The organism is Pseudomonas sp. TE21435 (assembly GCF_056279265.1).
This window is the reverse complement of sequence record NZ_JBWBQZ010000001.1, coordinates 2,585,855-2,608,541: the sequence shown is the minus strand read 5'-3', so window position 1 is coordinate 2,608,541 and position 22,687 is coordinate 2,585,855. Positions and strand designations below refer to the sequence as shown.

Genomic DNA, 22,687 nt, shown 5'->3' with positions numbered 1-22,687 from the left:
TGCATTCGACTCACTCTTCAAAGGCGAGCGTTGGACGAGCATGCAGGTATACGGTAAGTCGAACAGGGGGCTAGCGGTTGGGGAATGTCTTCTGATCACCGGTGCCACAGGCTTCATCGGCGGTGCGGTGGCGGCCCAGTTGATTGCCGAGGGCTGCGGCAGTCAGTTGTGTTTCCTGGTGCGTGCCGCCACCCCTGAGCAAGGGCTGCAGCGCTTGCTTGCCAACCTTTACCTGCATGGCCTCGATGGAGGGAGCTGCCGAGCGCTCAGTCCAGCTCAGATCATCTGTGGTGATTTGCTCGACCGATCGTGGCTTGAGTGCACGATGCCTAGGCTGATGAAGGTTGACCGGGTTATCCATTGTGCTGCTGTGTCGTCGCTTTCAAAGAGCCCAAGCCTGTGGCCGGTCAACGTTGAGGGTACCTTCGCCTTCGCCGAAGTCATGAGTAACTCATTGCGCCTGAAGCGCTTTGTGCATGTAGGGGCGGCTATGAGCTGCGGCTTTGGCTGTGCATCACCTGTCAGCGAATCTTGGCATTTTCCCGATGCTCAGCGGCAGTTGGCGCCCTCCCTGGCTGCCAAGGCCGAGGTTGAGCGGCGCATGCGCAAGGCGTTGCCCGGGCTGCCGTTGCTCACTGCGCGCCCGTCAATGGTTGTAGGGCACCGCCGATTGGGGTGTCAGGCCTCGGGAAGCCTTTTCTGGCTATACCGAATGGCCTTCATGCTGGAGTGCTTCACCTGTGAGCGCGACCAGAAGCTCGATGTGATTCCGGTCGACTATTGTGCCGAGGTGCTGATCGCCTTGGCGATCAGGCCGCACTTGGCCCACGACCTTTATCACATCTGTGCAGGTATAGATGGTACCTGTGCCTTCGCCGATATCGATCGGGCGTTCGCTTTGGTTTGTGGCACTGAGCCGGCAGGCGAACGCTGCCGGCAACGGCCGGTTGACGATCTGCACGCCTTGGCGGGCAGCTTGAAATCAATGTTCGGGCCAAGTAATGCGCGCAGGATCTTGTGCGCTTTACGCCGGTACAGCCGTTTTGCCACGCTCGGTTATGTGTTCGACAACAGTCGACTGCTCGATGAAGGTTTCACGGCGCCCCCCTGCTTTACCGACTACATAGACGTGTGCGTAGAGTCGTCCAAGGGGGTGCCAATCACTGAACAGATGCAATGGGACTTCAAGTGACAGGGGGATGGCGCGTTACTGTCATATGCGCTGGAGCCAAATGCCCGTGCAAAGGCCACGGCCCAAGCTTGCAGCTCGACTTTTAAATCATCTGGGTGTCTCGTAGTTTTTGCTCTCAATGGAGTCAACATGGGCAGTTCATTGGCCACCATTCGTGTTGCCGTGCTGGACGATCATGCCGTGGTACGTTGCGGCGTGCTCGCGCGTCTGGCCGAGGAAGCGGATATCCACGTGGTGGGAAGCTACGCGTCCAGCTGCTCGATGATCGCAGGTTTGCGCGGTGCCCCTGCCGATGTGCTGCTGGTCGACTACTCGCTTGGCCCTGACGAAGTGGATGGGGTTTCGCTGATACGCGGGCTCATGGCCAAGTTCCCCACCTGCGCGATCGTGGTGTTTTCTTCGCACCATGAGTTATCGATTGTAAACCTGGTATTGCGGGTGGGGGCGCGGGGGTTTGTCAGCAAGAACCAGGATCTGGGGCAGGTGGTCACTGCAATCCGCAGTGCGAGCCGGGGCAAGACCTACCTCGACACCGACATGACCTTCCGCTTGGCACAAGCGAGTGTCGATTCACCGATAAGGCAACCCTCGGTACAGGCCACGGAATGCAGTTCGGTCAGGCTGGAAGGTGTGCGGCTGTCCGCCAAGGAAAGCGAAGTCATTCGCTGTTTCCTGGAAGGGTTGAGCGTTCGCGAAATCGCTAAAAAATTTGAACGCAGCGAAAAAACCATTAGCACACAGAAGTGGGCGGCCTTTCGCAAACTTGGCGTGATGTCAGATGCCGAGCTGTTCAAGCTCAAGCATCAATTGAGGGGCTTTTGAGAGTACTGGTACTGCTCGGCTTTTTCGCTCTGTTGACCTGGGCTGAACCGGCGTTGGCCCAACTGGTACTGACTGCAGAAGAGCGCGCCTGGATTCAGATGAACCCGGTTGTCAGGGTGGCGGCCGACCGCAACTGGATGCCGATCGAGTACTTCGAGAACGATAAGCTCAAGGGGCTTTCCGCCGAGTTTCTTACTGTCATTGCGCAAAGTACGGGGCTGCGTTTCGAGCCTGTTTTCGGTGCGGACTTAAATGCCGTGGCTGGCATGCTCCAGCGCCATGAAGTAGACATGGTGCTTTCGCTGGTGCGTGGCTTTGCGCAGCCCGCGTTCGCAGACCTGATTACGCAGACCCGCACCTACTACATCGGCAACAGCTTCATCTTTGCACGTGAAGACAATCCGATGATCTTCGATGTGAAGCAATTGGAAGGGCAGGTCGTCGCGATCAAGGGTGGGGGGGAATACGAAGCCAAGCTGCGGGCGCGTTACCCCAAGATCAAGCTGCTGGGCGCCCGAACGCCTGAGGATGCCTTGATCGCAGTGATCGAAGGGCGTGCCGATGTTGCACTGGGTGCAGGGCAGACGATGCTGCCTTACCTGCGTAGGAAGTACGACGGGCTGCTGCAGGTGTCTGGTGGCATCGCCAGCCTTTCCGTCGAGCTGAGGATGGGCGTCAGGCGCGACCTAATGATATTGCACGGTATTGTGGACAAGGCGCTCGCTGCGATCACAGCAGAACACGCCTATGAGATCGAGGAGCACAGTTTCGACGATGCCACCTACGGTGCGCCGACCTTGAGGGTGATGCTAAGTTACTACGGGACGGTCATTGCGCTGGTTGTCATCAGCCTGTTGTTGGTCGTCTTTTTTGCGTGGCATGCCCGAAAGGAACGCTTGCTGGCCATTCGCAGCGAAAGTGAGAAAAGCATGTTTATCGCCGTGCTGAGCCATGAGATACGCACGCCCATGAATGCAATCATTGCAGCCATCGAGTTACTGGGGCGAGACGATGAGCTGTCGCGGGAGTCGCGTCACTTGCTGGACTTGGCCAGAGGTGGGTCTGAAAACCTGCTGTACCTGCTCAACAATGTGCTGGATGTGTCGAAGCTGGAGGCGGGGCGGTTGCAACTCGACTGTGTGCCCACGGATGTTGTCGAACTGATGGGCTCTATCATCGACCGGCTCGCCATCAAGGCCTGCGAGCAGGGGCTGACCCTGGAACTTGTACAGGCTTCTCCCATCGAGCAACTGCTGATGCTGGACAGGCTGCGCCTGGAGCAGATTCTGCAGAACCTGATCAGCAATGCAATCAAGTTCACCTCCGTGGGCGGGGTGACCGTGAGTGTGGGCCTGAACGCAGATGCCGCTTCGACAGGCGTTGGCGAGTTGCAGATAAAGGTTAGCGATACCGGAGTTGGTATAGATCCCAAGAACCTGGAAAAACTGTTCCAACCCTACGCGCAAGCCAATGAGCAGGCGACCCACCGCTACGGCGGTACGGGCCTGGGGTTGTTGATCTGCCGCCAGTTATGCGAACTCATGGGCGGGTCGATTCAGCTGGACAGTGAGCCAGGCAATGGCACGCAGGTAACGGTGAAGCTTGTGTGCAAGCGTCATGGGCCTCGCACTCGGCGCGCGCCCCACACATTAGCGGACCCACGTGCAATAGAGGTACGCCCGGTAGAGCATGTGCTTCGCGTGTTGCTGGTGGAGGATACGCCTGCCAACCAGATCGTGCTGCAAGCCCAATTGGAAGTGCTGGGGTGCCAGTCGACCCTGAGGGCGACCGGCGCTGACGCCCTGCTGGCGCTGGAGCAGAACCGCTACGACATCGTCCTGCTCGATTGCCACCTGCCGGACACTACTGGCTATGAAGTAGCGGGGCGTTGGCGGCAAACCGAGATCGTGCGGGGGGTGGCGCCGACGCCGATCGTCGCGTTGTCGGCACAGAACGATGCCGAACATACGATTGCCTGTTTCGATGCCGGCATGAACGGGGTACTGAGCAAGCCGATCAGGCTGGGCAAGCTGCGCGACACGCTGCAGCTCTGGGCTGACATGCCCCTTATCGAAGCGGCGCAGGAATCGTTGTCCATTAGCAGCCTGGAAGCGGCCATCGAATCGCTGTGGGTCGATACCGATGCCCTCGGTGGTGCCATCGAACACCGCGACAAGGAAACGGCGCTTTTTATCGCCCATCGGTTACTAGGCGCCTGTGCGGTGATGGGATACTCCAGCCTGATCCTGTGCCTGAAAGACCTTCAGGCTCAGTTGCTGGTGGAGGATTTCGTTCAGGCTCACGCCTGGCTGTTGCAGTTGAGGGAGAACTTGGCACAGAGCATTTGTGCGCAGGCACCGTCCAAACATTAACCGGTTTTGCCGTTGGGGAGGGTGTGCCGCGAAAGTGGGCACTTAGGTAGTGACCGGGGCAGGATGCGAGAGTTTTTAGATCGATTCGTTATATAAGATGAAGGGTCGCCTGTGGGCCATTCGCCGGTAGGCGGCCCGTACGAAAAGGGGCCGCACCGCCGGCGATGAGGTTCCAGGTGTCAGGCCAGGTTCACCGTTGCCACCGGCTTGCGTGACGCCAGGCTGACCAGCACGAAGCTCGCCAGGCCGATGGCCAGGCTGTAGTAGATCGGCGAGTTGGCGTCCAGGCCGTCCTTGAACATGAAGAACAAGGCGGTGGCGAAGCCCAGCGTCATGCTGGCGATGGCGCCGGCGGTGGTCGCGCGCTTCCAGAAGATCGCACCCATCAGCGGGATCAGCATGCCGCCCACCAGCAGGTTGTAGGCCAGGGTCAGGGCGCTGATCACGTCATTCACCGCCAGGGCGATCCCCAGCACCACCAGGCCGGTCAACAGGGTGAACAGGCGGTTGATACCCAGGCTCGACTGCTTGCCGCCGCGCAGTTTCGGCAGCAGGTCTTCGGTCAGGGTGGTCGAGGCGGCCAGCAGGCCCGCGCTGGCGGTGGACATCATCGCGGCCAGGGCGGCGGCCATCAGCAGGCCACGGATGCCCTCGGGCAGCTGGCCCTTGATCATCTCGGCGAAGGCGTTGTTCGGGTTGGCCAGGTCCGGCATCAGCACGTGGGCGGCCATGCCGATCAGCGCGCAGGCCAGGCCGTACAGTACGCAGTAGACACCGGCGGTGGTGCCGGCGCGCTGGCAGACCTTCTCGTCACGGGCGGTGAATACCCGCTGCCAGATGTCCTGGCCGATCAGGATGCCGAAGAAGTAGATCAGGAAGTAGGTGATGATGGTATCCCAGCCGATGGTGGTCCAGCTGAAGCTGGCCGCCGGCAGCTTGGCCACCAGGGCGTCCCAGCCGCCGGCCTTGTACAGGCACACCGGCAGCAGGATGAACATCAGGCCCACGGTCTTGATCACGAACTGGACGATGTCGGTCAGGGTCAGCGACCACATGCCGCCGATGGTCGAGTACACCACCACCACACCGCCGCCGAACAGCAGGGCCATCCAGAAGGGAACGTCGAGCAGTACCTGCAGCACGGTGCCCATGGCCAGGGTCGAGGTCACCGCGATCATCAGCGCGTAGGCGAGCATGATCGCCGCGCTGGCCTGGCGGGCCATCGGGTTGTAGCGGCGCTCCAGCACCTGGGTCACGGTGAAGATCTTCAGGCGCAGCAGCGGCTTGGCCAGGAACAGGTTGAGCGCGATGATCCCCAGGCCCAGGGCGGCGCACAGCCAGAAGCCGGAGATGCCGTGCACATAGCCCAGGCGCACGGTGCCGACGGTGGAGGCGCCGCCCAGCACGGTGGTGGCCATGGTGCCCATGTACAGGGTCGGGCCGAGGTTGCGCCCGGCCACCAGATAGTCTTCGTGGGTCTTCGCGCGCCGCATGCCGTACCAGCCAAGCGCGAGCATGCCGGCGGCATAGATCAGTACAACGATGATGTCCAAGGCCATTGGGGGTCTCCCGATTATCTTTATTATGGCGAGATCGGCCGTCCGGACGGTGCAAGGCGCCCGGCGGTTCTGTCTTGTGTTGGCGGGCCTCTATGGCCCTCCCGAATGGCTCCTGCCGGGGTGTTTCACTGCTGGTGTCGTGACGTCTTCATCGCTGCAAGCCAGTTCCCACAGGAAGCCGGCTTGCCAGCGATGGGGTATCTCAGCGGCGCACCACGCCCGGCAGCACGCAGAGCATTTCGAACAGCAGGTTGGCGCCCAGCAACGAGGTGTTGCCGGTGGTGTCATAGGGTGGGGAAACCTCGACCAGGTCGCAGCCGATCAGGTCCAGGCCGTGGCAGCCGCGGATGATCTCCATCGCCTGGATGGTGGTCAAGCCGCCGATCTCCGGGGTGCCGGTGCCGGGCGCCCAGGCCGGGTCGATGCCGTCGATGTCGAACGACAGGTACACCGGGCCGCCACCGACTTTCTCGCGTACTTCGGCCATCAGCGGCGCCAGTGACTTGTGCCAGCACTCCTCGGCCTGCACCACGCGAAAGCCCTGGCGGCGGCTCCAGTTGAAATCGTCGGCGGTGTAGCCTTGGGCGCGCAGGCCGATCTGCACCACGCGGTCGCAATCGAGCAGCCCCTCTTCCACGGCGCGGCGGAAGGTGGTGCCGTGGGCGATTTTCTCGCCGAACATGTGGTCGTTGACGTCGGCGTGGGCATCGATGTGGACCAGGCCGATCTTGCCGTGCTTCTTGTGCAGGGCACGCAGGATCGGCAGGGTGATGGTGTGGTCGCCGCCCAGGGTCAGCGGGATGACATTGTGCTCGACGATCTCGTCGTAGGCCTCTTCGATGATGCGCACGGCGTCGAGCAGATTGAAGGTGTTGATCGCCACGTCACCGATGTCGGCCACCGACAGCGAGTCGAACGGGGCGGCGCCAGTGGCCATGTTGTAGGGGCGGATCATCACCGACTCGGCGCGGATCTGCCGCGGGCCGAAGCGGGTGCCGGAACGCAGCGAGGTGCCGATGTCCAGCGGCACGCCGATGAACGCGGCGTCCAGGCCTTCGGCGCTTTGCAGGTGGGGCAGGCGAAGCATGGTGGCGATGCCGCCGAAACGCGGCATTTCGTTGCCGCCCAGTGGTTGGTGGAGAATCTTGTCCACGGTGGGCCTCATCAGTCGGTCGATTGTTCTGTTTGTTCGAACCTGTGCCGCCGCGCGCCTGGATCATCTGGTCATGCTGGCGGGCAGGGACATTTCGCCGCAGTCTGCGCAAGGTAGTGGCCGGGAAGAATCGCTACCGACAAATACTTACTTCAGGATTCTCTGAACTATCGGCCGGCAAGCGGGTTAGACTCTGGCGATTTCCACCCTGCGGAGCCTGCGCCATGGCCTCATCGCTGCCCGACCTGAAACTGCTGCGCATCTTCGCCAGCGTGGTGCGCCACCAGGGGTTCGCCAACGCCCAGCGAGACCTCAACCTGTCGACCTCGGCGATCAGTACCTACATGAGCCAGCTTGAAGGCGCCCTCGGGATCGTGCTCTGTCACCGTGGCCGGGGCGGCTTCAGCCTGACCAGCAAGGGCGAGTTGTTCCATCAGGAGACCCTGCGCCTGCTGGGCGAGCTGGACGGCTTCGAGCAGTACGCCGCCGCGCTCAAGGGCGAACTGCGCGGCACCCTGAACCTGGGGGTGATCGATTCCACCGTTGGCGACAGCGCCCTGCCGCTGGCCGAGGCCATCGGCGCCTACAGCCAGGAACACCCGGCGGTGCACCTGCACCTGTCGGTGTCCAGTCCCTATGAATTGCAGCTCGGCGTGCAGGACAATCGTCTGGACCTGGCCATCGGCGCGTTTTCCTCGCGTATGAGCGGGCTGCTCTACCAGCCGTTGTACCGCGAGCAGCACTGGCTGTATTGCAGCAGCCGCCACCCGCTGTTCGCCGAGCGACGCATCCCCGAACCGGTGGTCACCCAGCAGCGCATGGTCGGGCGTGGCTACTGGAGCCAGGCCGAGCTGGCCCGGCATGGTTTCAAGCACAGCGCCGCTACCGTGGAGAGCATGGAGGCACAACTGATTCTGATTCTCTCCGGCGCCTACATCGGCTACCTGCCCGAGCACTATGCCCAGGCCTGGGTCGACAAGGGCGACCTGCGCGTCTTGTCGCCGGCCACCTTCGGTTACCAGGCGCCGTTTTCCCTGATCATTCGTCGTGGGCGCAGCCGGGAACCGTTGATCCAGACGTTTCGCGACCTGCTCAAAAGCCAGCTCAACGTGGGCTGAAGCAGGCGTTGTTCAATCCGCTCGGTCAGGTCGAGCGAATTTCCTACAAAACTTGACCGCTGGCGTGCTGGCCTTCTGCTAAATATCTACTTGCTTTGATGATTTTCCCACTCATCTGGATAAGCAAGGGATCGCCAACGATGCGCATGAATTTGCCCGTCACCGAGCACGAAAGAACCTTTCCCCAAGACCAGCGGCTGATCTCCACCACCGACCTGAACAGTCGCATTACCTATTGCAACGACGCATTCGTGGCCATCAGCGGCTTCACCTACGACGAACTGGTCGGCCAGCCGCACAACCTGGTGCGTCATCCCGACATGCCGCCAGCGGTCTTCGGGCATATGTGGGACACCATCAAGCAAGGCAAGCCCTGGATGGGCGTGGTCAAGAACCGCGCCAAGAACGGCGATTTCTACTGGGTCAGCGCCTACGTCACGGCGGTGTACGAGAACGGCCGCATCAGTGGCTACGAATCGGTGCGCTCGGTGCCGAGTCGAGAGCAGATCCGCCGGGCGGAGCAGCTGTATGCCCGTCTGCGCGCGGGGCGTTCGCCGGTACCCCTGGCGGCGCGCCTGGGACACGGGATCGGCCACGGCTGGCCATTGATCGGCGCGGGCCTGCTCTCGGCCGCCGCCTACCTGTGGTTGCCGCCCTACGCGGCGCTGGGGGTGCTGATGGCCAGCCTGCTGGCGGCCTGGTACGTGGTCGAGCACCGGCAGAACCAGTCGATCCGTCGCACCCTCGAAGAGCACCCCAAGGCCTTCACCAGCCCGCTGGTGGCCCTGACCTACAGTGACAACCCCGGCCTGCAGGGCCAGCTCGATCTGGCCATCATCAGCGAAGAGGCGCGCCTGCAGACCGCGTTGACCCGCCTGGTGGATGCCGGTGTCGGGGTCAAGTCACGGGCCGCGCAGTCCGCCGGGTTGTCCGATGCCCAGGCGCGGATGCTCGACCGCCAGCGCAGCGAGACCGATCAGTCGGCCACCGCCATCGCGCAGATGGCGGCGACCATCCAGCAGGTGACCCATAACGTGCAGACCACCGCCCACGCCGCCAGCGACGCTGACCAGCTGGCCCAGCAGGGCAGCGATCTGGCGCAGCAGAGCCTGCGCGCCATGGGCAGCATGAACGAGGCGGTCAGCGACATCGGCCAGGCGGTCAACGCCCTGGCCGAGCAGACCCAGTCCATTGGCAGCGTGGTGGACGTGATCACCTCGATTGCCGAGCAGACCAACCTGCTGGCGCTCAATGCCGCCATCGAGGCGGCGCGGGCCGGCGAACAGGGCCGGGGCTTCGCCGTGGTGGCCGACGAGGTGCGGTCGCTGGCGCAGCGCACCCGCGCCTCGACCGAGGAGATCCACCACATCATCTCCACCCTGCGTTCCGGTGCCGACCGCGCGGTGGCCAGCGCCAGCCGCGGGCAGCAGATCTCCAGTGACAGTGTGCACAGCGTCGAGGCGGTGCAGGAGGCGTTGTCGGGCATCGCCCAGGCGATCAGCCGCATCACCGGCATGAGCCAGCAGATGGCCACGGCATCCGAGCAGCAGAGCCATGTGGCCGAGGACATCAACCAGCAGATCGTACGCATCGCTCATTTGTGCGACGAGAGCGCGGGGCAGGCCAAGCAGGGCGCCGAAATCAGCCAGGACCTGGAGCGCATGGCGGAGTACCTGCACAGCCTGGCGGAGCGGTTCAACCGCTGAAGCTGTAGCGGGTAACAGTAGAGGCGTGGGAGCGGGCTTGCCCCGCGATTGCGGTGCCGGCTTTGTCGCGGGGCAAGCCCGCTCCCACGTATGCCTCGCAGCAACCTGGGGATGGCTGCCCTGTGGCAAACTACCCGCCCCAAGGAGTTCCCCATGCCAAGACCCCGCTGCGAGCGCTGCCAGCGCCCGCTCGCCCATTGCCTTTGCGCACTGATCCCGTACCTGGACAGCCGTACCCGCGTGGTTGTGCTGCAACACCCCAGTGAAACCGCCCACGCCCTGAACACGGCGCGCCTGGCGGCCCTTGCGCTGGTCAATGCCGAGCTGCGGATCGGCGAGGTGTTCGATGACCTGGAGACCTTGCTGGCGACACCGGGTTATCGCCCGGTCCTGTTGTTCCCAGGTGATGAGGCAGAGGTCTTGCAGGCATACGGGCAGGGTGATGATCTGCCGTTGCTGCTGATCGTACCTGACGGTACCTGGCGCAAGGCACGCAAGATGCTCTACCTGAACCCGCAGCTGGAAGCGTTGCCACGGGTGACGCTGGGCGCGGTCCTGCCTTCGCGCTACCGGTTGCGCAAGGCACCTGAGCCAGGCGCCGTATCCACCCTCGAGGCGATCGTGCAGGCGCTGAACGTGCTGGAAGCACCTGCTGGCTTCGATGCGTTGTTGCGCCCGTTCGAGGCCTTGATCGACGGGCAGATCGCAGCCATGGGCGCCGAGACGTTTCAACGGAATCATGGGCAGGACTGAGCTAATGACGCATTGCTTTGGGTAGACCTCTGTAGGAGCGGCTTTAGCCGCGATCACCCGCGAAGCGGGTTCCAGGCACCGCGTCGCCGGCATCGCGGCTGAAGCCGCTCCTACAGAAGTCCCTGCTATGACGTGAAGTTACCGCTCGCGCAAGGCCTCGGTCCGGGCCTTCATCACCGGCTTCAACAGATAGTCCAGCACGCTCTTCTGCCCGGTGATGATGTCCACCGTGGCGACCATCCCCGGGATGATCAGCAGCGGCTTGTTGTCGCCACCCAGATGGTTCTTGTCGGTGCGCACCTGGATCAGGTAGAACGCATTGCCCTTGTCGTCGGTGACGGTGTCCGCGCCGATCAGTTCCAGCTTGGCCTTGAGCCCGCCATAGATGGTGTAGTCGTAGGCGCTGAACTTGACCATCGCGGTTTGTCCAGGATGCAGGAACGCCACATCTTGCGGCCGTACCTTGGCCTCGATCAGCAGGTTGTCCTCGATCGGCACGATCTCCACCAGGTCGCTGCCGGGCTGCACCACGCCGCCGATGGTGTTGACCTTGAGCAGCTTGACGATGCCGCGCACCGGCGACACCACGGTGGTGCGGTTGACCCGGTCGTCGATGGCGATGCTGGTGGCGGTGATCTTCGACAGTTCGGTGCGCTTGTCGTTGAGTTCCTTGGCGGCGTCGGAGCGAAAGCTTGCGTCCGATTCCTGGATCTTGCTGCGGATCTCGGCGATCGCCGCCTCGGCGCGGGGTATGGCCAGGTTGGTCGCGTTCAACTGGCCGCGCGCCTCGACGCTGCGCTGCTTGAGGCGCAGGATCTCCACCGGGGAGATGGCGCCCTTGCTCACCAGCGGCGAGGACATGTCCAGCTCCTGCTGCAACAAGCCCACCGCCGAGCGGTACTGGTCGACCTTGGAACGGAACTCGGCCAGCTCCTGAGTCTTCTGCCGCAGCTGTTCATTGAGGGTCTGCTTCTCGCTGGTCAGGCGGCGCTGTCGTGATTCGTACAGCGCGGCCTCGTCCTCGGCCACCTGCGGCGCCTTGGCGCGGACTTCGCTCGACAGCACGAAGGGGCGGCCTTCGGACTCGGCCGACAGGCGTTCCACCTGCGCGCTGAGGGCGTAACGGTCGGCTTCGCTTTCACCCTTGTTCGACTTGAAGCGCGTGTCATCCAGGCGCAGGAGGGTGGCGCCCTTGTCGACCATCTGCCCCTCTCGCACGAAGATCTCGGTGACGATGCCGCCTTCGAGGTTCTGCACCACCTGCACCTTGCTCGACGGAATGGCCTTGCCTTCGCCGACGGTAACTTCGTCGAGCACCGCGAAGTTGGCCCAGACCAGTGCCACCAGCAGCAGGATCGCCGCCAGCCACACGGTCAGCCGTGACAGGCTGGGGGATTCCTGCAGGGTGGCGCCGGCCAGCTCTGGCATATAGTCGCGTTCGGCGCGGCTGTCGCCGCCCTGGAGGTAGCTGCGCACGCTGTGGCTGATGGGCATGTTCTACCTCCGATGCAGGCCGGGGCCCGCTCCCACAGGGATTCAAGAGTGTTGGTTCACAGCGCCGCGCCGATACGGCCCTTGCGCAGCGCGTCGATGACCGCATCCTTCGGCCCGTCGGCAACGATCTTGCCGTTGTCCAGCACCAGCAGCCGGTCCACCAGGCTGAGCATCGAGGTGCGGTGGGTGACCAGCAGCAGGGTCTTGCCGGGCACCCAGTTCAGCAGGCGCTGGCGCAGCTGTTCCTCGCTGCTGTTGTCCATGTGGCTGGTGGGCTCGTCGAGTATCAGGATCGGCGGCTCCAGCAGCAGGGCCCGGGCCAGCAGCACGGCCTGGCGCTGGCCGCCGGAGAGCAGCTGGCCGCGCTCGCCCACCGGGCGGTCGAAGCCTTGCGGGTGTTGGCGGGCCAGCTCGCTGACGCCGGTCAGTTCGGCCACCTCGAGCATGCGCGCGTCGCTGACGTGCCGTGCGCCGAGGGTTAGGTTGTCGCGCAGGCTGCCGGCCAGCAGCGGCAGGTCGTGTGCCACGTAGCCGAGCTGGCTGCGCAGGTCGCTGATATCCAGTTGGCGCAGGTCGAGGTTGTCCAGCAGCACCTGGCCTTCGTCGGGGTGATGGAAGCCCATCAACAGCCGGGCGAGGGTGCTCTTGCCCGAGCCGCTGCGGCCGATGATACCGATGCGTTCGCCCGGCTTGAGGGTGGCGCTCACGTCGTTGAGGGCTGGCGCCGTTTGCCCGGCATAGCGGAAGGTGGCGTGGTTGATGGTGATGCCACCTTGCAGCGCGGTGTGTTCCAGCGCCTGGTGCTCGGCCTCGCGCTCCTGGGGCAGGCTCATCAGGGCATCGGTGCTGCGCATGGTCAGCTGGGCCTGCTGGTAGCGGGTGATCAGCCCGGCGATCTGGCCGAGCGGGGCGAGCACCCGGCTGCCGAGCATGTAGCTGGCCACCAGCGCGCCGACACTGAGGTTGCCGGCGATGATGCTGTACACCCCGGCGACGATCGTCGCCATGCCGCAGAACTGCTGGATGAACAGGGTGCCGTTGCTGGCCAGCGACGACAGGTTGCGGGCATGGGCGTCGAGGCGGGCGATGGCGCCGTTGGTGTGTTCCCACTGGTACTGGCGTTCGCTTTCAGCGCCGCAGGCCTTGAGGGTTTCCAGGCCGCCGAGGGTCTCGATCAGCAGCGCCTGGCGCACTGCGCCGAGGCTCAGGCTTTTTTGCACGGTGTCACGCAGGCGCACCTGGATGAACAGCGCCAGGCCTACCGCCAGCGGGAAGGCGATCAGCGGGATCACCACCAGCCAGCCCCCGAGCAGGCCGATCACCAGCAGCATCAGGGCCACGAACGGCAGGTCGATGATGCTGGTCAGGGTCACTGCGGTGAGGAATTCGCGTAGCCCCTGGAAGTCATGGATGCTCTGGGCGAAGCCACCGATGGTGGCCGGGCGCGCCTTCATGCTCATGCCGGTGATGCGTTCAAACAAGGTGGCGGAGAGAATCAGGTCGGTCTTCTTGCCGGCCTGGTCCAGCAGGTGGGCACGGACCATGCGCAGCACCAGTTCGAAGGCGGTACCGATGAACAGGCCGGCGACCAGCACCCAAAGGGTGGACAGCGCCTGGTTGGGGACCACGCGGTCGTAGGTCTGCATGACGAACAGCGGCACCATCAGGCCCAGCAGGTTGATCAGCAGGCTGGCCAGCAGGGCATCACTGTACAGCCAGCGGGAGTGGCGCAGAGTGTCGCGGAACCAGGCGTTGACCCGCGGGATGAGCGGCGCGCGCACGTCCTCCAGGGTATGCCGTGGGCGGGCGAACAGGGCCTGGCCGCTGTAGGCCTCGGCCAGGGCTTCGCGCTCGACCCACTGCTCACCGCCTTCGGCCTCGCATGGCAGCAGCAATGCCCGGCCGTTTTCACCCCACCGTTGCAGCACGGCGCTGCGGCCGTCATTGAGGATCAGCAGCACCGGCAGGTTGAGCGGGGAGATGGCGTCCAGGGCACGCTGCAGTACACGAGCCTGAAGCCCGGCGCGCGCGGCGGCGCGTGGCAGCAGGCCCAGCCCCAGGCGCTGCTCTGCCAGTGGCAGGCCGCTGCACAGGCTGGCACGGCTGGCCATGCAGCCATGCAGCTTGCACAGGATCAGCAGGCCATCGAGCAACGGATCATCAACATCCAGGCGCGGTTGCGCGCTTTGCATACTGGTCACGATGGCCTACTCCTGCCGCGGTGGACGGGAAATGGGCGCTGGCGAAAAATCCCTTGTCTCGTCAGAACCTAACGCATGTCAGGCAATTTCGCCTCGTTGCGCACTTCGGTCTTGGCGATGGCTTCCGGCGGCAGCGAGATACGCTGCTTGCTCAGCAGCTCGCCCATGGTCGCCAGTACCCGGTACATGGAGAACTCTTCGGTATAGCGCACCTCGGTGTAGCGACGGTTGGCGTTGTACAGCTCGTTCTCGCTGTCGAGCACGTCGAGCAGGGTGCGCTGGCCCAGGCCGAACTGGTCCTGGTAGGCGGCGCGCACGCGCTGGGTGGTCTCGGCGTACTCGCGGGCGCTCGGGGTCTGCTTGCGGGCATTGTTCATCGCGTTCCAGGCCAGGCTGAGGTTTTCGTTCAGCTCGCGCAGGGCATTGTTGCGGATGTCCATCGCCTGGTTGATCTTGTGCGCGTCCGACTGCAGGCGGGCCTTGTCGCTGCCACCGCGGAACAGGTTGTAGCTGAGCTCGACGCCGGCCTGCCAGTCATTGTTGTCATGCCCTTTCTGGCCGCCGAGGTTGTTGTTGGCACCGGTGGCCAGCACCGCGTCCAGGCGTGGGTAGAAGGGCGACTTGGCCACTTCGTACTGCTGCTCGGCGGAGCGCACATCAGCCTGCGCCGACTTGAGGTAGGGGTTGTTCTCCAGCATGCCCTGGCGGGCATTGAGCAGGTCGCCCGGCACTTCGCCCTTGATCGTGACGGGTGTTTCCAGTTCATCGGGCAGGCGCCCGACTACGCTGTAGAAGTTGGCCTCGGCGTCGGCCAGGTCGACCTCGGCGGTGTCCAGGTTGTTTTCGGCCAGGGCGCGACGGGCGCGGGACTGGTCGAGGTCGGCGGTGCTGCCCACGCCGCGTTCGCTGCGCAGGCCGATCTGGTCGTTGACCCGCAGGTGGGCCTGCAGGTTGTTCTTGGCCAGGGTTACCAGTTCACGGCGCTTGAGTACCTCGAGGTAGACCTCGATGGCACGCAGGGCGATGCTCTCGGCGGTGGCCTGGGTGTAGTAGGCACGCGAGGTGGCCACCGCTTCGGTGCGGGCGACCTCGTTGGAGGTATTGAAGCCGTCGAACAGCATCTGCCGCAGACGCAGCTCGGATTGGGTGTAGTTGAGCGTTTCCTTGTTGTGGTTACGCGTGCCGTCCGGGTTGAAGCCGCGGGTGTTGGTGTTGTCCGAACGTTGCCGGCCGTAGCCTGCGACCAGATCGACGGTTGGGTAGTACCCCCCGCGGGCGAACTTCACATCCTCGTCGGCCGACAGCCTGCTGTTGCGGCTGGCGCTGATCTCGGGATGCTGGTCCACGGCGTTCTGGACAGCCTCGGTAATCGACATCGCCTGACTGTTGGCACACGCCATGGCCAACAAAATCGCACTGGTGATGGGGGTTAAAGCGCGCATGGGGTACATCTCCCTGGTCTTGAATAATGTCCTGCTATTCGCCAAAAAAATGACGAAAAATTAGAATCAAACCGTTTCAGGTTTGTAACAACAGAGCTAAGAACATTTGTCGGGCGAGCTAAGAAGATTTTTTCATAAGATATATGCGAAAAAAAACTTATGCGGTCTAAGGAATCCGGGACATTGTTTCATTCAGGTGGTTACGGGAATTGGCTGGGACAGGCGATTTTCGGGCCTTGGTGAAAGTTCCAGATTTTTTGCAGCTAAGGAGACAGGGGAGGAAGGCGAAAGCGGAATTTGGCGACAAAAAAATGGCACTGAATAATGGCCATTCGCCCTGTTCACTATCGCGGCAGTCGTCACAGGGAGCGTGGTTTCTCACGAACGTGACAGCAGTGGTTCCAACAACCATGGCACTTGAACCGTTGCGCACATTACCCGGCACGCCTTGATCTGCGAAAAGCCCATCGGCAGGGGAGGCGTACGCTCATGGCTAAATTAGTCGGTGTGGTCGGCAAGGTAGTCGGCCAGGTATTCGCGGTGGGCGATGACGGTCATCGCCGTCTTTTGGTGGAAGGGGATCGCCTGTTCGCCGGCGAGCAACTGGAGACCGGGAGCGAGGGCGCGGTGGCGGTGCGCTTGCAAAACGGTGCCGAACTGACCCTGGGCCGTGGCAGCAGCCTGGAGATGACCCCCGACCTGCTGGCCGATCGCGCTCCTCATGTACAGGCGCCGGACGCGCAGCCCAGCAACGCCCAGCTCAGTGACGTCGAGCAACTGCAAAAAGCCATTGCCGCAGGCGCCGACCCCACGCAGGAAGCCGAAGCGACCGCGGCGGGTGGCAACCCTGGTGGCGTGTCGGGTGCGCTCGGTGGCGGCCACAGTTTCGTGATACTGACCGAGGTGGCCGGTCGGGTGGATCCCACCATTGGTTTCCCTACGGCGGGCTTCAACGGCTTCCCTTTGCTGGCCAATCTCGAGCTTGGTGGGCTCGATGGCAATGACGCGGCGCCCCTGCCGGCCGGCGCGCCACCCGCCGACAATCCGGTCAGCCTCACCGGCCTGGATGTCAGCCCGGCCGAGTTGATCCTGGACGAGGCGAACCTGCCCCAGGGCTCGGCCAGCAATCCTGCGGCCTTGACCCAGTCGGGCAGCTTCACGGTGGTTGCCGCCGATGGCGTGTTCAACCTCAGTGTCGGTGGCATCAATGTGGTCACCGCAGGCGTGGTGACCGGCGTCGGCCAGTCCATCGTCACCGGGCTCGGCAATGTGCTGACCATCACGGGCTACAACCCGGCCACGGGCGTGGTGAGCTACAGCTACACCTTGACCGGCGCGGAACATCATCCGGACGGTGCCGGGACCAATACGTTGGGCGAGCAGTTCCCGGTGCTGGTCAGCGATACCGATGGCGATGTGGCCAGCGGCACGCTGGACGTTATCGTCCGTGACGACGTGCCACGCGCCGTGAACGACAGCAATGCCAGCACCGCTACCGAGCAGCATCTGGAACTCAGCGGCAATGTGCTGACCAACGATATCCAGGGCGCGGACCGCATTCCCAGCGGCCCGGTGGTGGCCGGTACCTTCGTCGGAACCTACGGCACCTTGGTGCTGGCCGCGGATGGTTCCTACACCTACACCCTCAATACCAACGATCCGGATTTCAAGAACCTGCACGGTGGCGGCAGTGGGGTGGAGAACTTTACCTACACCCTGAAAGACGCCGACGGCGACACCAGCACCGCGACCCTGACCCTCAACGTCAGCAACCTCAATGACCCGGTGACCCTCGGCGGGCTGGACGTCAATGGCGGCGAGCTGACCGTCTACGAGAAGAACCTGGCCGACGGCAGTGCGCCCAATCCCGGTGCGCTGACGCAGAGCGGCACCTTCACGGTGGCGGCGCCCGATGGCCTGCAGACCTTGAGCGTCGGCGGTATCACCGTGGTCAGTGGCGGCGTGGCGGCAAGTTTCCCGCAGTCGATCACCACTGCGCTGGGCAACACCCTGACCATCACCGGTTTCAACCCGGCCACGGGTGTGATCAGCTACAGCTACACCTTGCTGGACAACGAGAACCACGCCAGCGGCGACGGCGCCAACAGCCTGTCCGAGCACTTCACCGTCATCGCCACGGACACCGATGGCAGCACGGCCACTGGCTCGCTGGACGTGAACATCATCGACGACCTGCCCAAGGCCAATCCCGATGCGGCCAGTGTCGTCGAAGGCGGCACGGTCAGCGGCAATGTGCTCGACAACGATACGTCCGGCGCGGACGTGCGGGCCGATGGTCGTTATGTGGTGGGTGTGCGAGCCGGCTCCGACACCTCGACATCGGCCAGTGGCCAATTGGGCGATCCGGTCCAGGGCCAGTACGGTTACCTGACCCTCGATGCCCAAGGCAACGCCACCTATCACGCCAACCCCAACCCCAACCCCAACGCCGTCGCTCCGGCGGGCGCCACGGATGTCTTCGTCTATACCGTGCGTGACAGTGACGGCGACGAAAGCACCACCACCATTACCATCGACGTGCGCGATTGCTCGCTGATCGCCGGGCCTGACAGCGAGGTCACGGTCTACGAGAAAGCGCTTGACCTGAACAAGGATGGCAACGACCTGGCCGGTGGCAATGTTACCGGCAGTGAACCGGGCTCCACCGGCGAGACGGCCAGCGGTTCGTTGGCCAGTTCCGTCAGCGGTGGCGTGGGCGGGCTGACCTTCACCCTGGTCGGCAACGCCACCGGCCAGTATGGCCAGATCCAACTGAATTCGGACGGCACCTACACCTACACCTTGACCTCCGCGCCGAACTCGCCGAATCACGTGAACGACGGCCCGAATGTGTTGACGGAATCCTTCACCTACCAGGTCAAGGATTCGCTCGGCAACACCACCACCAGCACCATCGTGATCAACATCGTCGACGACGTGCCCAAGGCTCACAGCGACTTCGCCAATGTCTACGAAGGCGGCACTGTCAGCGGCAATGTGCTGGTCAACGATGTGGCCGGCGCCGATGTGCGGGCCGACGGGCAGTATGTGGTCGGCGTGCGTGCCGGCAGCGACACCTCGACCTCGGCCATTGGTCAGCTGGGCAGCAACGTGGCGGGGCAATATGGCTACCTGACGCTCGACGCCCAGGGCAATGCCACCTACCACGCCAACCCCAATGCGGTGGCGCCAGCCGGTGCCACGGACGTGTTCGTCTACACCATCCGCGATGCCGATGGCGATGAAAGCACCACCACCCTCACCATCGATGTGCACGACATTTCGCTGGTGGCCTGCCCGGACGAGACGGCCAAGGTCTACGAGAAAGCCCTGGACCTGACCAAGGATGGCAACGACCTGGCTGCGGGCAACGTCACCGGCAGCGACCCGCACGCCACCACGGAAACCACCAGCGGTTCACTGGCAGGCTCGGTCAGCGGCGGTATCGGCGCCTTGACCTTCACCCTGGTCGGCAATGCCACCGGCCAGTATGGCCAGATCCAGCTGAACGCGGATGGTTCCTACACCTACACCTTGACCTCGGCGCCGAACTCGCCCAACCACGTCAACGATGGCCCGAACGTGGTCACCGAGAGCTTCACCTATCAGGTCAAGGATTCGCTCGGCAACACCACCACCAGTACCATCGTGGTCAGCATCGTCGATGACGTGCCCAAGGCCCATTGCGATGTAGCCTCGGTCAAGGAGGGCGCCAGCGTCAGCGGCAACGTGCTGGACAACGATGTGGTCGGCGCCGATGTGCGTGCCGACGGGCAGTACGTGGTCGGTGTGCGCGCCGGCTCCGACACCTCGACCTCGGCCATCGGCCATGTCGGCGACACCATCGTCGGCCAGTATGGCTACCTGACCTTGGACAGCCAGGGCAACGCCACCTACCACGCCAACCCCGACAGCGTGCCGGCCGCCGGCGCGACCGACAGCTTCGTCTACACCATCCGTGACGCCGACGGCGACGAGAGCACCACGACCATTCGCATCAATGTGCAGGACAGCAAACTGGTGGCGTGCGAGGACAACGACGTCACCGTGTACGAAAAAGCGCTGGACCTGCACAAGGACGGCAATGACCTGGCCGCCGGCACCGTCACCGGCAGCGAGTCGGGTTCCACTGGCGAGACAGCCTCTGGCAGCCTGGTGGGGTCGGTCCAGGGCGGCGTCGGCGCACTGACCTACAGCCTGGTCGGCAATGCCGTGGGCCAGTACGGGCAGATCCAGCTCAATGCCGACGGTTCCTACACCTATACCCTGACCTCGGCGCCGAAGACCCCGGGTGGTGCCAACGACGGCGCCAACACCGTCAACGAGTACTTCACCTACAAGGCTACCGACGCCTTGGGCAACAGCGTCACCAGCACCATTGCCATCAACATCGTCGACGATGTGCCGACGGTCCAGTGCGCGGTGCGCAGCATCACGCCCGGCCAGGTGGACTCCAACATCCTGCTGGTGGTGGATGTGTCCAGCAGCATGGCGGCAAGCTCCGGCATGCCGGGGCTGACCCGTCTGGAACTGGCCAAGCAGGCGATCAATGCCTTGCTCGACAAGTACGACGAGATGGGCGACATCAAGGTGCAGATCGTCACCTTCGGCACCGGTGCGCAGGTGCAGACCCCGGTGTGGGTCACGATCAGCGAGGCCAAGAACCTGATCGCCGGGCTCAGCCCAGGCGGCTCGACCTACTACGATTCGGCAGCGACCAAGGCCCAGGAAGCCTTCGCCACCACGGGCAAGCTGGTGGGCGCGCAGAACATCAGCTACTTCTTCTCCGACGGTGAGCCCACCAATGGTCATGCCATGACCGCGCCACGGGAAGCCGCCTGGGAATCCTTCCTCGACAGCAACGGCATCAAGTCCTACGCCATCGGCATGGGCAGCGGCGTCAACGAGGGCAACCTCGACCCACTGGCCTACGACGGCAGCAGCCATACCGACACCAACTCGGTGGTGGTTACCGACCTCAGCCAGCTAGGCGCGGTGCTCTCCGGCACGGTGCAGGGCGCACCGATTACCGGCAGCCTCATGAGTGGCGGTGATTTCGGGGCTGATGGCGGCTTCATCAAGGCGCTCCTGGTCGATGGCACCACCTACACCTACGATCCGAAGGCCAATGCTGGGCAGGGCGGTTACGCGGCCAGCGGCGGCGTGGACAAAGCCACCTTCGACACCGTGAGCAACAGCCTGAACATCAAGACCGGCCTGGGCGGCACCCTGGTGGTGAACATGGACAGCGGCGAGTTCACCTACACGCCAGCGAAGGACAACGGCAGCGGCCAGGTGGAGAAGTTCGGCTTCACCGCCAGCGACAACGACGGCGATACCCGCAGTGCCAGCCTGACGATCAACATCAACAGCAATGGCGCGCCGGTCGCTGGTGCCGACCACATCATCACCAATATCAAGGGCGCCACCCTGACGGTGCCGGCAGAGGCGCTGCTGGCCAATGACCGCGACCCGGACCACGACACCCTGAGTGCCGCGCCGACCACCTTCAATACCAACTTCGCCGACAAGGGCGCGGGCTTCACGGCGGGCACCCAGGCACAGACCATCAAGTTCGATGCCACCGCCAACAAGGCCGAGAACCAGTTGCGCGACCTGGCCCGCAGCGAGTTCACCAGCCTCAACGGCAGCATGACCGCTGCCCTGGTGGTGGCTGGTTACCTGGGCTCGATCAGCACCGCCAATGCCAACGACGAGGACACCCTGACGGTGACCCTGCGCAAGGGCGAAACCCTCACTCTCGACCATGACCGGCCCGCGGGAAACCTGCTGATGGAGTGGAAGGATGCCGGCGGCAGCTACCAGTCCATCGTCGACGGCGGCAGCTTCACGGCCACCCATGACGGGGTGTACAGCATCCATGTGATCAATACCGAGAACGCCGCTGGCAACAGCAAGGCTGCCGAGAACTACAAGCTGAGCCTGGTGGTGGACTACAGCAATGCCAGCAACGAGGACTATCACGGCAGCTACACCGTCAGCGACAACCATGGCGGCAACGGCAGCGGAGCGGTGGATATCACTTACCAGGCCGGCAACACCCTTACCGGCACCGGCGGTGACGATGTACTGCTGGCCGGGGCCGGCAATACCACCCTCAACGGTGGCGCCGGCAATGATGTGCTGGTGGCGGGGGCGGGCAACAACAGCCTGCACGGTGGTGATGGCGACGACCTGCTGATCGGTGGTCCTGGCAACGACCTGCTCGACGGCGGAGCCGGCAACGACACTGCCAGCTACGCCAAGGCCACCGCCGGCGTGGCCGTGGACCTTGGCCATGTCGGGCAGCAGAACACCGTCGGTGCCGGGCTGGACACCCTCAGCGGTATCGAGAATCTGATCGGCTCGGACTACAACGACACCCTGACCGGCAATGACGGTGACAACCTGCTCAACGGCGGCGTGGGCAACGATGTGCTCAAGGGCGGTGCGGGCAACGACATCCTGATTGGCGGGCCGGGCAACGACACGCTCACCGGCGGCAGTGGCAATGACAGCTTTGTCTGGCAGAAGGGCGAGACCGGGCACGACACCGTGACCGACTTCACCCCTGGCAGTGATCGTCTGGATCTGTCGCAACTGCTACAGGGCGAGAACGCCACCAGTGCGTCGCTGGACGACTACCTGCACTTCAAGATCAGTGGCACCGGCACCAATGTGGTGTCGACCATCGAGGTCAGCAGCGTCGCCGGCGCGGCGCCGACCCAGACCATCGACCTGGCTGGGGTGGACCTGGCGCAGCATTATGGCGTTTCGGCCGGGGCAGGGGGGCTGATCGCGGCCGGGCATGACACCGCGACCATCATCAACGGCATGCTCAATGACCACTCGTTGAAGGTGGATACGGTGTAAGC

The 22,687-nt window shown here is 63.7% G+C and carries 12 protein-coding genes and 1 pseudogene; 8 read left to right on the top strand and 5 right to left on the bottom strand.

The window, feature by feature from the left end:
• Nucleotides 1-40 precede the first annotated feature (40 nt).
• The 3 genes from ACZ9C1_RS11715 to ACZ9C1_RS11705 all read left to right on the top strand — a co-directional run bounded on the left by ACZ9C1_RS11715 (nt 41) and on the right by ACZ9C1_RS11705 (nt 4,386).
• Nucleotides 41-1,192 carry an SDR family oxidoreductase gene (locus tag ACZ9C1_RS11715; RefSeq protein ID WP_457378676.1) on the top strand — a complete coding sequence of 384 codons (1,152 nt, stop codon included), beginning with the start codon at nt 41-43 and terminating at the stop codon, nt 1,190-1,192.
• 129 nt (nt 1,193-1,321) lie between these two features.
• Nucleotides 1,322-2,014 carry a response regulator gene (locus ACZ9C1_RS11710; RefSeq protein ID WP_430944482.1) on the top strand — a complete coding sequence of 231 codons (693 nt, stop codon included), beginning with the start codon at nt 1,322-1,324 and terminating at the stop codon, nt 2,012-2,014.
• On the top strand, nt 2,011-4,386 hold the full coding sequence (locus tag ACZ9C1_RS11705; RefSeq protein WP_476253989.1) for an ATP-binding protein: 2,376 nt from the start codon (nt 2,011-2,013) through the stop codon (nt 4,384-4,386). Before ACZ9C1_RS11710 ends, ACZ9C1_RS11705 begins: the two co-directional genes overlap by 4 nt.
• 179 nt (nt 4,387-4,565) lie before the next feature.
• On the opposite strand, the gene ACZ9C1_RS11700 is transcribed toward ACZ9C1_RS11705, so the two are convergent.
• Together ACZ9C1_RS11700 and speB are read right to left on the bottom strand one after the other, a co-directional pair.
• Complete coding sequence (locus tag ACZ9C1_RS11700) at nt 4,566-5,945, bottom strand: sodium:solute symporter family protein (protein ID WP_046854592.1); 1,380 nt, start codon at nt 5,943-5,945, stop codon at nt 4,566-4,568.
• Nucleotides 5,946-6,147: 202 nt separating this feature from the next.
• Nucleotides 6,148-7,098 carry an agmatinase gene (speB, locus tag ACZ9C1_RS11695; protein ID WP_046854594.1) on the bottom strand — a complete coding sequence of 317 codons (951 nt, stop codon included), beginning with the start codon at nt 7,096-7,098 and terminating at the stop codon, nt 6,148-6,150.
• Between the two features lie 224 nt (nt 7,099-7,322).
• On the opposite strand from speB, the gene ACZ9C1_RS11690 reads away from it, so the two are divergent.
• The 4 genes and pseudogenes from ACZ9C1_RS11690 (at nt 7,323) to ACZ9C1_RS11675 (ending at nt 10,675) form a co-directional block, all read left to right on the top strand.
• The gene (locus tag ACZ9C1_RS11690) at nt 7,323-8,216 is read left to right on the top strand and encodes a LysR family transcriptional regulator (RefSeq protein WP_102684298.1); all 894 of its coding nucleotides are present in this window, start codon (nt 7,323-7,325) and stop codon (nt 8,214-8,216) included.
• A gap of 98 nt (nt 8,217-8,314) precedes the next feature.
• Nucleotides 8,315-8,665: pseudogene (locus ACZ9C1_RS11685) on the top strand (PAS domain-containing protein); the annotation flags it as partial.
• 228 nt (nt 8,666-8,893) lie between these two features.
• Nucleotides 8,894-9,922 carry a methyl-accepting chemotaxis protein gene (locus ACZ9C1_RS11680; protein ID WP_371918135.1) on the top strand — a complete coding sequence of 343 codons (1,029 nt, stop codon included), beginning with the start codon at nt 8,894-8,896 and terminating at the stop codon, nt 9,920-9,922.
• A gap of 153 nt (nt 9,923-10,075) precedes the next feature.
• Nucleotides 10,076-10,675, top strand: a complete 600-nt coding sequence (locus ACZ9C1_RS11675) for a tRNA-uridine aminocarboxypropyltransferase (RefSeq protein WP_476253988.1) — start codon at nt 10,076-10,078, stop codon at nt 10,673-10,675.
• A gap of 138 nt (nt 10,676-10,813) precedes the next feature.
• Here the strand turns inward: ACZ9C1_RS11675 and ACZ9C1_RS11670 are convergent, their stop codons facing one another.
• The 3 genes from ACZ9C1_RS11670 to ACZ9C1_RS11660 form a co-directional block, all read right to left on the bottom strand.
• On the bottom strand, nt 10,814-12,169 hold the full coding sequence (locus ACZ9C1_RS11670) for an HlyD family type I secretion periplasmic adaptor subunit (RefSeq protein WP_046854598.1): 1,356 nt from the start codon (nt 12,167-12,169) through the stop codon (nt 10,814-10,816).
• 56 nt (nt 12,170-12,225) lie between these two features.
• Nucleotides 12,226-14,361 (bottom strand): type I secretion system permease/ATPase, encoded by a 2,136-nt coding sequence (locus tag ACZ9C1_RS11665; protein WP_110701039.1) that lies wholly within the window; start codon nt 14,359-14,361, stop codon nt 12,226-12,228.
• A 77-nt stretch (nt 14,362-14,438) separates the two neighbouring features.
• Nucleotides 14,439-15,812, bottom strand: coding sequence for a TolC family outer membrane protein (locus tag ACZ9C1_RS11660; protein WP_102684321.1), 1,374 nt, complete (start codon nt 15,810-15,812; stop codon nt 14,439-14,441).
• A 489-nt stretch (nt 15,813-16,301) separates the two neighbouring features.
• On the opposite strand from ACZ9C1_RS11660, the gene ACZ9C1_RS11655 reads away from it, so the two are divergent.
• On the top strand, nt 16,302-22,685 hold the full coding sequence (locus ACZ9C1_RS11655) for a retention module-containing protein (RefSeq protein ID WP_476253987.1): 6,384 nt from the start codon (nt 16,302-16,304) through the stop codon (nt 22,683-22,685).
• The last annotated feature ends 2 nt before the right edge of the window (nt 22,686-22,687 follow it).

What these genes read in the sequence shown, in the direction of transcription:
- ACZ9C1_RS11665 (WP_110701039.1), bottom strand. Translation starts at nt 14,361, where the DNA reads ATGCAAAGCGCGCAACCGCGCCTGGATGTTGATGATCCGTTGCTCGAT.
- ACZ9C1_RS11670 (WP_046854598.1), bottom strand. Translation starts at nt 12,169, where the DNA reads ATGCCCATCAGCCACAGCGTGCGCAGCTACCTCCAGGGCGGCGACAGC.
- ACZ9C1_RS11655 (WP_476253987.1), top strand. Translation starts at nt 16,302, where the DNA reads ATGGCTAAATTAGTCGGTGTGGTCGGCAAGGTAGTCGGCCAGGTATTC.
- ACZ9C1_RS11715 (WP_457378676.1), top strand. Translation starts at nt 41, where the DNA reads ATGCAGGTATACGGTAAGTCGAACAGGGGGCTAGCGGTTGGGGAATGT.
- ACZ9C1_RS11680 (WP_371918135.1), top strand. Translation starts at nt 8,894, where the DNA reads ATGGCCAGCCTGCTGGCGGCCTGGTACGTGGTCGAGCACCGGCAGAAC.
- ACZ9C1_RS11660 (WP_102684321.1), bottom strand. Translation starts at nt 15,812, where the DNA reads ATGCGCGCTTTAACCCCCATCACCAGTGCGATTTTGTTGGCCATGGCG.
- ACZ9C1_RS11710 (WP_430944482.1), top strand. Translation starts at nt 1,322, where the DNA reads ATGGGCAGTTCATTGGCCACCATTCGTGTTGCCGTGCTGGACGATCAT.
- ACZ9C1_RS11700 (WP_046854592.1), bottom strand. Translation starts at nt 5,945, where the DNA reads ATGGCCTTGGACATCATCGTTGTACTGATCTATGCCGCCGGCATGCTC.
- ACZ9C1_RS11690 (WP_102684298.1), top strand. Translation starts at nt 7,323, where the DNA reads ATGGCCTCATCGCTGCCCGACCTGAAACTGCTGCGCATCTTCGCCAGC.
- ACZ9C1_RS11675 (WP_476253988.1), top strand. Translation starts at nt 10,076, where the DNA reads ATGCCAAGACCCCGCTGCGAGCGCTGCCAGCGCCCGCTCGCCCATTGC.